The sequence below is a fragment of the Nocardiopsis gilva YIM 90087 genome (assembly GCF_002263495.1).
GTDB lineage: Bacteria > Actinomycetota > Actinomycetes > Streptosporangiales > Streptosporangiaceae > Nocardiopsis_C > Nocardiopsis_C gilva.
The window spans coordinates 127,118-140,369 of record NZ_CP022753.1 but is presented as its reverse complement, the minus strand read 5'-3'; the positions used below and the strand labels follow the sequence as shown (position 1 = coordinate 140,369).

The following is a 13,252-nucleotide window of genomic DNA, read 5'->3' as shown; positions in this document are numbered from 1 at the left end:
CATGAGCGCTACCGGACCAAGCATCCGCGATGCGGCGATCGCCGCCCACGAGTACTACCTGAGCCTTCGCTCTGCCGGGTTCACCCGGGGCGAGGGCCTCTACCTGACCGCGGGCATGATGTCCGGCGGTCCGAAGCCCCCGAAGGGGGACGGTGAGTGACCACCATTCCGAGCGCTGACCTGCTACGTCGCGCCGCCCACGTGGCGCGCGACACCGCCCACGCATACCGCGAGGCGACGGGATGGGGCACCGAATCTGAGGAGGAGGCCGATGGCCGCTGAGGACGTCCTCGACCGAATCGGCACCACGCTCCGCCGAGCCGAGGACCTGCGCTGGAGCGACCCAGAATTCCTGGAGTGGGAGCGCGGGCAGTTGGGAGGGCGGTTTGTCGAAGCGCACGGGATCGCGACCGGCATCTACAATCCTGGTCCGGAGTTCGTCGGCGGCTCTATCTCCGCTGTGCGCCCGATGTTCGAGGTCATCGACGACGCGGCCACTACGCGCCCGATGGTCGTGCGGTACTCCGATGACCCGTCACTGTTCTGGGACGGCGATCGCGAGCGGTTCTACCGGCTCGACCCAGACGGCGAGCAGCAGTTCGTGAAGGCTGAGCGCGATGTCTGTGCCTTCACTCTGCCCGCCTTCGGCTTCGAGCGGCATGTCGAAACGCAGGTGCACGGCACCATCTGTGCGGCCGACACAGCTGTCGGGGAAGGTCCCATTACTATCACCCGCATCTACGAGGGCGGAATCCTGCGGTCGTGGGAAGGCGAGTGCGAGGTCCCCGTCCTGCTGGAACCGGCCACCATCGACGACATCGACGCGCTTGCCCTAGCCGACGGGCGCACTTACCCGATCCTGTGCACGCTCCACGAAGTTACACAGGACGAGCCCGACATCGTCACACCGCCAGACCGGTACACCAGGCTCAGCCGGACCTTGCGGATCGAATTCGTCGGCCAGGGCCCGTGGCCGCCCGACCCGCTGGACTCAGAGATCACGGTCGCGGCAACGCAAACGGCCGAGGCCTTCCGGCCCGTCGCCCTCCGTATCCATGCCGCGATCCACCGCCTACGCGAGCAGTTCGCTGGCGCCTTCGGTCACGAACCCACGGACCCGAGCACCGTCACCATCACCAACGACTCGCGCGACGTCCTTCTGGATTGGCGGCGCCATTCCCAGCCATGGCACGCCTTTACTGCCGGACCCCAGCACCAGCCGCGCCAGACTCACCGCGGAGGCCCCAATCCACGGGGTCTGTCTGTGCGCCGCGTTCCACGACGAGTGGGGAGGCGGCCGTGATCATCCTCGCCGTCATCATTGCCGTAGCCGCCGCCTACCTCTGGTACGGGTTCGCCAGGGTCGCGCCCACCTTCGTCGCCCGCATGGTGGCCGAGTTCATCGAGGACTACCCGACTCTGGCCGCGAAACCGCGCCGGGTCGCTCAGGAACGGCGGGAGCAAGCCGGATTCGCCATCGGTATCGCCCTCAGCTGGCCGCTCTACCTGACCGGGCGCGCGCTCACCGGCGGCATCGCCGACCGGGCGCCGCTCACCGACCACGAGCTGCGGCAGCAGCTTCAGGAGAAGGAGCGACGTATCGCCGAGCGGGAGCGGCGCATCGCGGAACTGGAGCGCCGGAACGCCATCGGGGAGGAACCGTGGTCGCCGTAGCGTTCGCCTTGCTGGCCATAGCCGCCGTCGTTGCCCTGGTGACCGCCGCCGAAAAGCCCGCCAGCCGCCACGGCCCGCTGCTGCTCGCCGGAGACGTGCCCGCCTGCCCGTTCTGCGGCCGTGACGCGAGGAGCGCCTCGGAAGACCGGTGCGAAGGCATACCCGAGAACGGAGGCATCGCGTGACCTCAGAACCCGCCATCACGCTCTACTCGTCCGACCTGCTGTCGAAGTGGGGCTTCAACGACGGAGACGAGCCCGACATCTGGCTCGATTACCTCGACGAAATGGGCCTGGACTGGGACGACATTCCCTGGCCGCTCGTCCCCCTGGTGCGCCGCTACCTATTGCCCGCGCTCGCCGCACACCACGACATCGAGGTCTACGAGATCGAGAGCATTCACAACCCGATCCGCGCGCGCCGCGTAAACGGTATCGAGATCGACGACCACGCGGTCGAACCGCAGGTGCAGCTCACCCCGGAATGGGTGAACGTGCCGCTCGCCGACGCCCTTCGGATCGCTCAGGAAGGGAGGCGCCATGACTGAATGCCCCGGACCCTGTAACCGCACGTGGCGGCAGCTCCGCGACACCCACGCCGACGCCCTCGACGCGTGGGCGGCAGCCGCCCCCGAACACCGCGGCGACCCGCCCGACCCGCCCGAGGTCGAGCCCGTACCCGGCGAACCCGTCTGGTGCCGGCGGTGCGCTGGCGCGATCCGGCACTCGCTGGCCGACCTGGACAACCTCTCCGCACTCATCGCAGCCGAGGCCGACGGGCACCGTGGTCGCGGAGACGATTCCGACAAGGTGCGACGGTCGAAAGGAACGCCGTCACCGTCCCCGGCCGCCGACCTGATCGACGCGCTTTATGGCGACCTCACCCATTGGGAGGCCGTCTACAGGGAAGCGATCGGCGCTGGAACACGCCCCGAGAGGTCCCGTGGCGCCACCGCGCTGACCATCTCGATCAGCTGGCTTTCGGTGCACCTGGACGGTGTGCTCACCTGGCCCTGGTCGGTCGATATGGGGCTGGCTGTGCTGCGGTGGCAGCGCCGTCTGCAGGCCACCGCGAAGGCTCGGCCACCGGCCAGGAGGAAACCCTTCCCGTGCCCGCGGTGCGACCGGCGCACCCTCATCTACGAGGAGGACCGCGACCTCATCCGCTGCGAAAACCCCGACTGCTGCCGGGTCCTGTCGATCGACGAATACGACGCCCACGTGACCGAGCAGGAAGGGAAGATGGCCTCGTGACCGACCTATGGATCCGCATCTCTAGCGCCGACACCGTCACCAAGAACCGGGCACTTCACGCTCTCAACTCCTCCGGCCTGGAAGTGGACGGCGCCTGGCTCGGCACCGACGACCTCGTCCGTGAGATCGAGGCCAAGCTCGACTATCGCCGCGACTGGGGAGGTATCGTGCTCGGCGCCGCCTTGGCCATCGGGTTCGGCGCCGCTGCCTACTACCTGTGGACCGTCGGCGGATGGTGGATCGCCGCGGCAGCGGTGTGCGCGGCCATCGCCGGATTCGGCGTCGTCGGATTCGCCCCCGGCCTCCAGAAGAAGCCCCGCAAGGAGAAGGAGTAGACAGTGGCCACAATCAGGACCCATGAGATTCTGTATAGCGATCTGCCTGCCTGCCCGACCTGCGAGTTGGCTGTTGCATACGCGCTGACCACGCAGAACGGATCGCTCGTGCGCGGTGATCTGTCCGACCGGATGGTCACCTATGCCGCTGATCCGGCCACACTCACCATCACCCTCCAGCCCTGCGGCCACGAGCTGCAGTACGGCGAAGCCGACCGATACCGAGAGGAATCGCGGCCGAGCTGACGCGAGGAACGGCCGTTATCCACAGGCGGCGAGATCGCCCTCGCCCAGCCGCGGTCGCCTGCCCATCGTGGTCAGCATGTACACCCTGTGGGACGCCGACCGCGGCGAAGTACTCAGTTCTGGCCACACCACCCCTGACACAGCCATCGCGCTGATGAAGCGCCTCCTCGTCGACGCCGCACGGCATGCACCCGGGCAGGGCGACATCATCCTGTGCCTGGAAGTCCGCGACGCCGACACCGATCAGGTAATCGCCACCGGGTAACCTCAGGCCGGACCCGAGGAGGACGCTGTGCTCGACCACCCGGACCCGCGACACCGCTGGTACACCAAAGATGAGGCGGCCGAGGCTGCAGGCGTCAGCGTGCGCACCGTCAACCGGTGGATCGCCGCCGGGCTGCTCACCGTCCGGCTCGGGCACATCAACGCCCACCTGCTCTTCGAGGTCGAAGCTGAACAGCGCGCCCGGCGCCACAGGGGACGCCCTGGCGCGCGCTTGCCCGCTTGACGTCGAGTGTCCTACATTGGCTTGAGAATCACACCACGTGTACCTGAGCGCCCGGAGGCACCATAGCCCCGGGCGTTCCGCATGTCCGGCCCCCGTTGCCTCCCACCCCCGGGTCTCCATGGCGAAGGGACCCTCCTCGACAACGGGGCGGAACCGTGCAACGGGGCTGGTTCCGAGATGCGGGACCACCGAACCCCCGGACCCTTGACCAACCCCCGAGGGTCGAACAAGCCCGGGGATGCACAACAAGTCCGGGGGCACCCGATCAACGCGGGCGGGGAGATGCCAGGGGTTTACGCCGGACGCAGCGGACGGCCCTGGCGCCGCGCCTGCGCACGCCTCCGCCGCGAGGCCCCATCCGTCTGCTGGATATGCGGCAAGCCCATAGACCAGCTGCTCCCCTACACCCACCCAATGAGCTGGACTGCTGACCATGTCGTTCCGCGAAAGATCATGATCGCAAACGATCTTGATCCAAACGACGTTGAGAACCTTCGCCCAGCACACCGCACCTGCAATAGCCGCAAAGGCGCTGGCAAGCCACCCATCAGACCGAACACGTCGCGCCGCTGGTGACCGCCACCGAATGCCGCTCGCCGCACGCGACACCAGGGGCAGGACCCCGGGTAGCCACCGGCGGGTAGGGGGGGCGGGGGTCCGACGTGATCATGAAAGCGGGCGATCCCGCGCCCCCAGAGACCGTTTTTCTCCCCGCGTGATTTCGACGGGCGGTGAGCCGTGGACCTGCGTGAGGCTGCTGCCTCGGGTGATCGGCGCCGGGCGCTTGAGGCACTTCGTGACCGGTTGGCGCGCGACATCGGGGCTGCGGGGCCGAAGGAAGCCGCGCCGCTGTCGCGAGAGCTCCGCCTGGTCCTGAACGAGCTGGACTCTCTTCGGACTGGTGAGGCGGGTGACTCGGTTGACGATCTCGCCGCCCGCCGTGCTGCTCGGAGAGCAGCAGCCGCGGATCAGGGTGACGCCGCCGGCGCTGACTAGTGCCGGTCAGGAGGCGGTCGACCTCGCGGCAAGCGCCGGTCTGATTCTTGACCCATGGCAGCAGCTTGCTCTCGAGACCTCACTTGGGGAACGCGCGGACGGGTCATGGTCGGCGTTCGAGTGCGGTTTGATTGTCGGCCGACAAAACGGGAAGGGCAGCATCCTCGAGGCGAGGGAGCTGGCGGGCCTGTTCCTGTTCGGCGAGGAACTGATCATTCACAGTGCCCACGAATTCAAGACGTCGAAAGAGCACTTCCGCCGGATGGAACGCCTGATCAAGGCGAACCCGGACTTCCTCGCCCGCGTGGACCGGTTCCACCGTTCTCACGGTGAGGAGGGCGTTGAGCTCAAGGACGGCCGTCGCCTGGTCTTCGCTACGAGAACGGGCGGCGGCGGGCGGGGATTCTCGGGCGACCTCATCATCCTCGATGAGGCGTACAACCTGACGGATGATCACATGGCCGCGTTGCTGCCCACGCTCAGCGCGAGACCGAATCCGCAGCTCTGGTACACGAGCAGCGCTCCGGACAAGGATTTGGCTCCGTGCGAGGTGCTGAGCCGAGTCCGTCGGCGTGCGCTATCCGGCGACAGCTCGCGGCTCGCGTTCTTCGAGTGGTCGGCGGACGTGTGCGATGAGCTGTGCCCGGTCGACTGCGACCAGCACGACAACCCGATGGCTCCGGAGACGTGGGCGCGAGCGAACCCGGGATTCGGAATCCGGATCAGCCGCGAGTTCATCGAGTCGGAACGTGCGGCGATGTCGCCGGAGGCGTTCGCCCGGGAGCGGTTGAGCGTCGGCAACTACGTTGTCGAGGGGAACGCGTGGCTTGTCATCTCAGAGGAGGCTTGGACCGACGTCCGCGACGAGGACTCCACTCCCGCCGTTGACGAACCCCTCGCGTTCGGCATCGACGTGACTCCCGACCAGTCGTACGCGTGCATCGCCGTTGCAGGGCTGCGCGGTGACGGCCTGGTGCACGTCGAGATCGCTGGTACTGAGAGTGAGCTCGATCACCGTTCGGGGACGGGATGGGTGGTGCCGCGGGTGAAGGAACTCGTGGACCGGTGGCGGCCATGTGCGGTCGTGCTCGACGCGGGCGGGCCAGGGGGCACGCTCATGACGAAATTCGAGAAAGCCGGAATCGAGCTGACGAACCCCTCGACGCGGGAGTACGCCCAAGCCTGCGGAGATCTCAAGAACTCCGTCGAGCCGAAACGCGGGAACTCCTCGACGCTCCGCCACCGGGGGCAGGTGCCGCTCGACACCGCAGTGGCCGGCGCGGCGAAGCGAGACCTCGCTGACCTGTGGGCGTGGAACCGGCGCGGCGCCGCGGTGGACATCAGTCCTCTGGTGGCGGCGACGCTGGCGGTGTGGGGCCACGGCAAGAAGGCGCATATCGGACCGGAAACGGCGACGCCGTGGGTGGCGTTCCGGTGAGGGGTTCGTGTGCGCAGGTCTGAGGCGCTGGTGGGTGTCGCCCTGTCGATGGTTCTGGTTGCGGCGGGTTTGGCGTGGGAGTTCGGCGGCTGGGGCCTGGTGGGCGTCGGCTTCGCGGTGCTGCTGGTGGTGCTGTTCGTCATCGACATGAAGGAGGGGTGACGTGGCGAAGCTCTGGTCATCCCTGCTTCGTCGTCCACGCGAACGGCACATCACGACGATCGAGGACTACGCTGCAGCGTTGTCGTCGTTCATGTACAACGGCCATACCTACGGGGTGTCGGGTGGTGCGGGTGTCCAGCAGACGCTGAACGGAAGTCCAGCCGAACGGATCGGCAGCAACCTGACCGCGTACGCGACGCAGGCGTATGCGGGGAACGGTGTCGTGTTCGCCTGCATGGCCGTGCGGATGCTCGTTTTCAGTTCGATCCGGTTCCAGTACCAGCAACTCGCCAATGGGCGCCCCGGCAGGCTGTTCGGCAACGCCGCGCTGTCGCTGGTTGAGGAACCGTGGCCGGGCGGCACCACACAGGATCTGCTGTTGCGGATGATCCAGGACGCCGACCTCGCGGGCAACAGCTACTGGACCCGGCGCGGCGACGAACTGGTCCGTCTCCGCCCTGACTGGGTGGACATCGTCTTAGAGCCGCGGCAGGACCGGGGCGGCGTGCTGGGGTACCGGAAAATCGGCTACCTGTACCACGAGAATGGTCCGCAGTCGGGTTCGGACCCTATCCCGCTGCTGCCGGACGAGGTTGCGCACTTCGCGCCGACCCCGGACCCTCTGGCCACCTACCGCGGCATGTCGTGGTTGACCCCGGTGTTGCGGGAGATCACGACCGACGGCCAGATGATGCTGCACAAAGCCAAGTTCTTCGAGAACGCGGCCACCCCGAACCTTGCCGTTTCGTTGAAGGAGACCGTCACCCTTGAGCAGTTCAAGGATTTCATGGAAGTCCTCGAAGCGAATCACAAGGGTGTCCAGAACGCGTACGAGACCATGTATTTGGGTGGCGGCGCGGATGTGAAGGTGGTCGGCGCCGACCTCAAGCAGTTGGATTTCAAGGCCGTGCAGGGTGCTGGTGAGACCCGTATCGCGGCGGCCGCTGGCGTGCCCCCGGTGGTAGTGGGCTTGTCCGAGGGCATGCAGGGGTCCAGCCTGAACGCGGGAAACTACGGGCAGGCCCGTAGGCGCCTGGCGGATGTGACCATCCATCCGCTGTGGCAGAACGCGGCCGGATCGTTGGCGCCCCTGTTGCCGCGCCGGTCCGGTGCCCGGTTCTGGTACGACACACGCGACGTCCCGTTTTTGCGTGAGGACCGCAAGGACCAAGCCGAGATCCAACTGTCGGAGGCGTCGACGATCAGCATGCTCACCCGCGAGGGCTACACGCACGAATCGGCGAAGGCCGCCGTGATCGCCAACGACTGGGATCTGCTTGAGCACACCGGTTTGTTCTCTGTGCAGTTGCAGGAGCCGGGCGCGAATCTGAACGACACGGCGGCGACGTCGAGTGAGAATCCGGCGGGCGGATCTGGAGATGAGGAGTAGTGACGTGAGCGCTCCCCGAGAGAACCTGGTCCGGTCGGCGCCGTTCGTCGCCGAGCGGGCGGAGGGGGACACTGCCCCGGGCGATGGCCGCGACCTCACCGGGTACGCCGCGGTGTTCGACCAGCCCACACTCATCGATAGCTGGGAAGGGACCTTCTTCGAGAAGATCCGCAAGGGCGCCTTCCGCAAGTCGCTACGGGAACGCACCCCGGTGCTCCAGTTCGACCACGGCCGCCACCCGCTCATCGGCAGCATCCCGCTGGGGCGCATCGACGACCTTCGCGAGGACGACCACGGCCTGGCCGTCTCCGCCCGCCTGTCAGGCAACTGGCTGATCGAGCCGATCCGCGACGCCATCGCCGATGAGGCCGTGGACGGGATGAGCTTTCGCTTCAGCGTGGTGCGGGATGAGTGGCGTGACAATAACGGCAGGAAAGTCCGCGACGACGAACTCTTCGACCTGCTGTGGATGCCGGGCGACCGCGGCCCCCTGGAACGCACCCTTGTTGAGGTGAAGCTTCACGAGGTCGGCCCTGTCGTCTTCCCGCAGTACATGGAGACCAGTGTCGGTGTGCGTGCACGTGAGGTTGCCGACCTGGTGCGGTCTGACACCGATTTGGCGCGTGAGGTGCGCGCCGCCCTCGCTCGGTCCGCCAGTGACCCGGGCATTGACGACTTGGGTGATCCGGACACCCGGCGCGAGGTTGCTCGTGTGCTGCTGTTCGGTTCGCCCCCGGACGCGCCGCCCCCTGACGGGCACCCGTCTACCAATGAGCCCCGGCAGAGCCCGGGGCTTTCTCATGTCCGCACCGCGCCGCCCGAGCAGGGGCACCCGGACGTGGACGACTCTGACGCGCCGCCCTCCGATGGGCACCCGTCGCCAACCCCGACACCGACCGGCCTTCGCACCCAGATCTCGGAAATCCGGGCGCTGATGCGCGATCGGCTGGCGTCCATCGAAGGAGAGCAGTGATGGAACTAAGTCACCCTCAGGCGGTGATCCGCCTCAAGGACATCGAAGCCGAACTGGAACGCCTGGAAGCCAAGGACGAGCTGACCGCCGAGGACGAGCAGTCCTTCGACGAACTCACCAGGGAATTCGCGCAGGTGGACACCCACCGCCGGCAGCTTGAGCGCAAGGCTGCGTTGGAGCGTGTTCGCGGCGTGGCCCGGACTACGGAACGGACCCCTGCGGCGGCGGATCTGCGCACTGAACGCGGCACACCCGTCAACCCGTCTGACGGCTACGACCTCGACCCGATCCTGAACCCCGACTCCGTCGAGGACAAGCGGTTCCGCAACCCGTGGGACCTCAGTGAGGTTCGCACGTTCTCCCGGTCGAAGGGTGAGATCGCGCAGGAGTTGCGTGCCCGTGCTCTGTCCGCCATTGAGCGGATGCCCGGTACCCGCGACCGGGTCCGGTCTGCTGCGACGGACATCCTGGAGCGGTGGGACGACTCTGACAGCAGCATTGCCCGCCTGTGCCTGGCGGCGTCGTCGCCGGAGTACCTGCGAGCCTGGTCCAAGGTGGCCAGCGGGCGCGGGCACATGCTGCAGCCGGAGGAGCAGCGCGCTCTGGAGCGGGCCATGAGCTTGACCGACGCCAGTGGTGGTTACCTGGTTCCGTTCCAGTTGGACCCCACCGTCATCATCACGTCGGACGGATCCCGGAACCAGGTCCGGCAGGTCGCCAGGTCGGTCGTCGCGACCACCGACGTGTGGAACGGTGTCAGCTCCGGTCAGGTGACCTGGTCGTGGGACGCTGAGGCGACCGAGGTGTCCGACGACGCCCCGACCTTCGCCCAGCCGACGGTGCCGATCCACAAGGCGGCCGGGTTCGTGCCGATTTCGTTGGAGGCGCTGGCGGACGAGGCCAACGTGACCGCGGAGGTCGCGCGGCTGCTTGCGTTCGGCCGGGACGACCTGGAGGCGGCGGCGTTCGCGACCGGTTCCGGGTCCGGGCAGCCGACCGGTATCGTCACCGCACTGACCGGGACCTCTTCGGAGGTGGACGCGGCAACGGACGACACGTTCGCCATCGGCGACGTCTACGCTCTCGACGACGCGTTGCCCGCCCGGTACCGGGCGAACGCATCGTGGCTGGCGCACCGGGCGATCTACAACGACATCCGCCAGTTCGACAGCTCCGGCGGAGCCGGCATGTGGGCGCGGATCGGCGAGGGGCAGCCCCCGCAGCTGTTGGGGCGTCCCGCGTTCGAGTCCGAAGACATGGACTCCAGCATCACTGCGGCGACGAACAACTATGTCCTGATCTACGGCGACTTCATGAACTACGTGATCGCCGACCGGATCGGGATGACCGTGGAATTCATTCCGCACCTATTCGCTACCGCCAACAACAGGCCTTCCGGTCAGCGCGGCTGGTACGCGTACTACCGCGTTGGTGCAGACAGCGTCAATGACGGCGCTTTCCGCATGCTGGACGTATAGGGCATAACGAACATTCAGTTCGGGTCATAGAAGGCCCCCAGCCAAAAGGTATCGGGGGCCTTCCGTATGCCCAACACGGAAAGGAGTGGTGGTGATTTACCGCTGCAAGGAGGCGTTCGCGACTCAGGTCGCGGGTGTCAAGAGGGTTGTGCCCGCTGGGGAGCTTGTCGAGGACACTGATCCGGTTTTCAAAGGCCGTGAGCGGCTTTTCGAGCCGGTGGGCGACTATGTGTCGCGCCGCGGGTCTGGTGTGGAGCGGGCTACGGCGGAGCCTGGGGAGAAGCGGGTCGTCTCAACGGTGACCGCTGAGGATGAGAAGCCGAAACGCGGGCCGGGGCGCCCCCGCAAGACCCCGACTGACGGGGGGAGCAAGGCATCATGAGCAGGCGGAGTGTCTACACGAACACGACGGCGCGGGCGACGATCAACCCGGCCGCGCACACGTCGACGGCGACCGGGTCCAGTGTGGACCGCAACGTCGGCGATGACATGCACCGTACGGCGATGGTGGTGGTGCACACCGGCACGATCACCGACGGCACTCACACCATCGAGGTGCAGGACTCCGACGACGACAGCACGTTCACTGCGGTCGCGGATGCGTTCCTTCAGGGCACTGAGCCGGAGATCGGGACCGCTGACGACGACAAGCTGTTTTACGTCGGCTATATCGGTGTGCGCCGGTATCTGCGGGTCGTCTCGACGGTGGCAGGTGCGACGACGGGCGGGATCTATGGTGCGTCCATTCTGCTGGGTGAGCCCCGCCGCGGCCCGGTCGACCACACCACGTGAGGGCTGGCCATGGCGCTGGGTGATGCGTACGCGACGCTCGCTTCGCTCAAGAGCTACATGGGCGTGACGACGGCCAGCGACGACACCGAGCTGCAGGACGCTCTCGACTCGGTGTCGCGGGAGATCGAGAGACACTGCAACCGGCAGTTCAACAAGACCACCACGGCGTATGCGCGGGTGTTCATTCCTGACATGTGCGGATGGGCTGCGGTGGACGACCTGCACACCACGACGGACCTGGTGGTGGAGACCGACGCTAACGCCGACGGGACCTATGGCACCACGTGGGCGGCTGCGGACTACCAGCTAGAGCCCCTGAACGGGATAGTTGACGGCCAGACAGGATGGCCCTTCTACAAGATCCGGTCCATCAAGGCAAAGCGGTTCCCGGTGACCGGCCAAGAGGCAACGCTTCGCGTCACCGCGCAGTGGGGCTGGGATGCTGTTCCAGAGCCGGTGCGGCAGGCGTGTCTGATCCTCGCCAGCGAGACGTACAACTTGCGCCAGGCTCCGTTCGGGGTCGCCGGGTCAGACGACTTTGGCGTGATTCGGGTGCGCGACAACAAGATGGCAGCGGCCAAACTCGCGCGCTATTGCCGGTACCGGATCTTGGTGGGGTGAGCGGGTCGTGTCGGTTTCTGCTGTCCGGTCGGGGCTTGCGGCGCGGCTGGAGACCATCAGTGGTTTGCAGGTGTGGGAGTTCGTGGAAGGGCCGGTGAACCCGCCGGCTGCGCTGATCGTCCCGGGAGTTCCAGGATCGGATTCAACTCAGAATCCGCCGATTGACTACAGCAAGACCTACCAGGACGGGTCGCACGACCTCCTCTTCACAATCAAAATCTTCACGTCGATGGCGCATGCGGAGTCGGGGCAGTCCGAACTCGACGATTTTCTCGCGCCGACGGGATCGACGTCCGTCCTCGCAGCGGTCGAGGGTGACGACACGTTGGGTGGGGCTGCTGATTTCAGCGTCGTGCCAATGTGCACGTTCTACGGGATCCTCACGCACAACAAGGTGGACTTCTACGGCGCCGAGTTTCTAGTGAGGGTGACTGTGTCATGAAGCGGTACCAGGTCCTTCGGGGCTTGAACTACAAGCCGCCGAAGGGCAAGGGCGAGCGACGCGCGGAGCCGGGCGAGGTGGTCGATGATCTGCCGGTGAATTCGGTGCCGTGGCTGCTAGAGCGGGGTGCTATCTCTCCGGCACCCACACCGGACCCCGAAGAGGGTGATGAGTGATGGCGTTTGTCCACAGCAAGAACGGGCGGATTCTCGTCAACGAGAAGCACGTGTCCGCAGCGCTGAATTCGTACACGGTGACGCGCGAGAGGAACCTTTCCGAGGTGACGGCGTACTCCGACGACGGGCAGAGGTTCATTCCAGGCCTTCGGTCGGGTTCGCTTTCCCTCGGGGGCCTTTTCGACAGCGGGACCGGGAACCTCGACGAAGAGATGGAGTCTGTCTTCTCCGGCGGAGACAATGGCCTGTTGGCGACGGTGTACCCGAATGGGGCCACGGTCGGCGCGAAGGGTTTCCTGACGACGGCGGACGTCAGCAACTACACGATTAGCTCCGCGGTGGCGGATGCGGTGTCGGTGTCCATCGAATCCTCGCCGGACGAGTCGATCCACTCGGGTGTGAGCCTTCACGATCTGTCAGCCGAGACCGCCACGGGATCCGGAACCGCGGTAGACAACGGAGCCTCCACTTCAGGCGGTGGGGTGGCGCATCTGCACGTGACGGCTGCCTCGGGGGCATCCCCGAGCCTGACGGCGAAGGTTCAGGACAGCGCCGACAACGTCACCTTCGTCGACCTGATCACCTTCGACGCGGCGACCGCGGCTGACTCCCAGTCGAAGACAGTGACCGGCACGGTTGATCAGTACGTCCGGGCCGACTGGACCATCTCGGGGACAACTCCCAGCTTCACGTTCAACGTGGCGTTCTCCCGCTCCTAGCTTCTACCAGCCAAAAGACCCGCATTCTCTGACAGTCCACCCGGCGCAC

The 13,252-nt window shown here is 66.6% G+C and carries 22 protein-coding genes; all 22 read left to right on the top strand.

Going from position 1 to position 13,252, the window contains the following annotated elements; genetic code table 11:
• Position 1 precedes the first annotated feature (1 nt).
• Positions 2-160 carry a hypothetical protein gene (locus tag CDO52_RS27035; RefSeq protein ID WP_017619520.1) on the top strand — a complete coding sequence of 53 codons (159 nt, stop codon included), beginning with the start codon at positions 2-4 and terminating at the stop codon, positions 158-160.
• Positions 157-282, top strand: a complete 126-nt coding sequence (locus CDO52_RS29025; RefSeq protein ID WP_017619519.1) for a hypothetical protein — start codon at positions 157-159, stop codon at positions 280-282. The genes CDO52_RS27035 and CDO52_RS29025 overlap by 4 nt, the downstream gene beginning before the upstream one ends.
• The gene (locus tag CDO52_RS00820; protein WP_017619518.1) at positions 272-1,303 is read left to right on the top strand and encodes a hypothetical protein; all 1,032 of its coding nucleotides are present in this window, start codon (positions 272-274) and stop codon (positions 1,301-1,303) included. Before CDO52_RS29025 ends, CDO52_RS00820 begins: the two co-directional genes overlap by 11 nt.
• Positions 1,300-1,674, top strand: coding sequence for a hypothetical protein (locus tag CDO52_RS00815; protein ID WP_017619517.1), 375 nt, complete (start codon positions 1,300-1,302; stop codon positions 1,672-1,674). The genes CDO52_RS00820 and CDO52_RS00815 overlap by 4 nt, the downstream gene beginning before the upstream one ends.
• Positions 1,662-1,859 (top strand): hypothetical protein, encoded by a 198-nt coding sequence (locus CDO52_RS00810; protein WP_017619516.1) that lies wholly within the window; start codon positions 1,662-1,664, stop codon positions 1,857-1,859. The genes CDO52_RS00815 and CDO52_RS00810 overlap by 13 nt, the downstream gene beginning before the upstream one ends.
• On the top strand, positions 1,856-2,221 hold the full coding sequence (locus CDO52_RS00805; protein WP_017619515.1) for a hypothetical protein: 366 nt from the start codon (positions 1,856-1,858) through the stop codon (positions 2,219-2,221). The genes CDO52_RS00810 and CDO52_RS00805 overlap by 4 nt, the downstream gene beginning before the upstream one ends.
• A complete protein-coding gene (locus CDO52_RS00800) occupies positions 2,214-2,927 on the top strand; it encodes a hypothetical protein (protein WP_017619514.1) in 714 nt (237 codons plus the stop codon). Before CDO52_RS00805 ends, CDO52_RS00800 begins: the two co-directional genes overlap by 8 nt.
• Positions 2,924-3,262 (top strand): hypothetical protein, encoded by a 339-nt coding sequence (locus tag CDO52_RS00795; RefSeq protein ID WP_017619513.1) that lies wholly within the window; start codon positions 2,924-2,926, stop codon positions 3,260-3,262. Before CDO52_RS00800 ends, CDO52_RS00795 begins: the two co-directional genes overlap by 4 nt.
• 3 nt (positions 3,263-3,265) lie before the next feature.
• Positions 3,266-3,508 (top strand): hypothetical protein, encoded by a 243-nt coding sequence (locus CDO52_RS27030; RefSeq protein WP_152471679.1) that lies wholly within the window; start codon positions 3,266-3,268, stop codon positions 3,506-3,508.
• 76 nt (positions 3,509-3,584) lie between these two features.
• Complete coding sequence (locus tag CDO52_RS00790) at positions 3,585-3,773, top strand: hypothetical protein (RefSeq protein ID WP_026125945.1); 189 nt, start codon at positions 3,585-3,587, stop codon at positions 3,771-3,773.
• A 27-nt stretch (positions 3,774-3,800) separates the two neighbouring features.
• Entirely contained in the window at positions 3,801-4,016 is a 216-nt protein-coding gene (locus CDO52_RS00785) for a helix-turn-helix domain-containing protein (RefSeq protein ID WP_017619510.1), read from the top strand.
• An 81-nt stretch (positions 4,017-4,097) separates the two neighbouring features.
• Positions 4,098-4,592 (top strand): HNH endonuclease, encoded by a 495-nt coding sequence (locus tag CDO52_RS29340; RefSeq protein ID WP_394296724.1) that lies wholly within the window; start codon positions 4,098-4,100, stop codon positions 4,590-4,592.
• A 343-nt stretch (positions 4,593-4,935) separates the two neighbouring features.
• The gene (locus CDO52_RS00775) at positions 4,936-6,450 is read left to right on the top strand and encodes a terminase large subunit (protein WP_198345812.1); all 1,515 of its coding nucleotides are present in this window, start codon (positions 4,936-4,938) and stop codon (positions 6,448-6,450) included.
• 9 nt (positions 6,451-6,459) lie between these two features.
• A complete protein-coding gene (locus tag CDO52_RS27025; protein ID WP_157745357.1) occupies positions 6,460-6,612 on the top strand; it encodes a hypothetical protein in 153 nt (50 codons plus the stop codon).
• 1 nt (position 6,613) lies between these two features.
• The gene (locus tag CDO52_RS00770; RefSeq protein WP_017619506.1) at positions 6,614-8,002 is read left to right on the top strand and encodes a phage portal protein; all 1,389 of its coding nucleotides are present in this window, start codon (positions 6,614-6,616) and stop codon (positions 8,000-8,002) included.
• 4 nt (positions 8,003-8,006) lie between these two features.
• On the top strand, positions 8,007-8,975 hold the full coding sequence (locus CDO52_RS00765) for an HK97 family phage prohead protease (protein WP_198345811.1): 969 nt from the start codon (positions 8,007-8,009) through the stop codon (positions 8,973-8,975).
• Complete coding sequence (locus CDO52_RS00760) at positions 8,975-10,453, top strand: phage major capsid protein (RefSeq protein WP_026125942.1); 1,479 nt, start codon at positions 8,975-8,977, stop codon at positions 10,451-10,453. Before CDO52_RS00765 ends, CDO52_RS00760 begins: the two co-directional genes overlap by 1 nt.
• A gap of 378 nt (positions 10,454-10,831) precedes the next feature.
• A complete protein-coding gene (locus tag CDO52_RS00750; RefSeq protein WP_017619502.1) occupies positions 10,832-11,245 on the top strand; it encodes a hypothetical protein in 414 nt (137 codons plus the stop codon).
• A gap of 9 nt (positions 11,246-11,254) precedes the next feature.
• A complete protein-coding gene (locus CDO52_RS00745) occupies positions 11,255-11,866 on the top strand; it encodes a head-tail connector protein (protein WP_017619501.1) in 612 nt (203 codons plus the stop codon).
• A 7-nt stretch (positions 11,867-11,873) separates the two neighbouring features.
• On the top strand, positions 11,874-12,308 hold the full coding sequence (locus tag CDO52_RS00740) for a hypothetical protein (RefSeq protein WP_017619500.1): 435 nt from the start codon (positions 11,874-11,876) through the stop codon (positions 12,306-12,308).
• A complete protein-coding gene (locus CDO52_RS27020) occupies positions 12,305-12,484 on the top strand; it encodes a hypothetical protein (RefSeq protein ID WP_017619499.1) in 180 nt (59 codons plus the stop codon). The genes CDO52_RS00740 and CDO52_RS27020 overlap by 4 nt, the downstream gene beginning before the upstream one ends.
• On the top strand, positions 12,484-13,203 hold the full coding sequence (locus CDO52_RS00735; protein ID WP_017619498.1) for a hypothetical protein: 720 nt from the start codon (positions 12,484-12,486) through the stop codon (positions 13,201-13,203). Before CDO52_RS27020 ends, CDO52_RS00735 begins: the two co-directional genes overlap by 1 nt.
• The last annotated feature ends 49 nt before the right edge of the window (positions 13,204-13,252 follow it).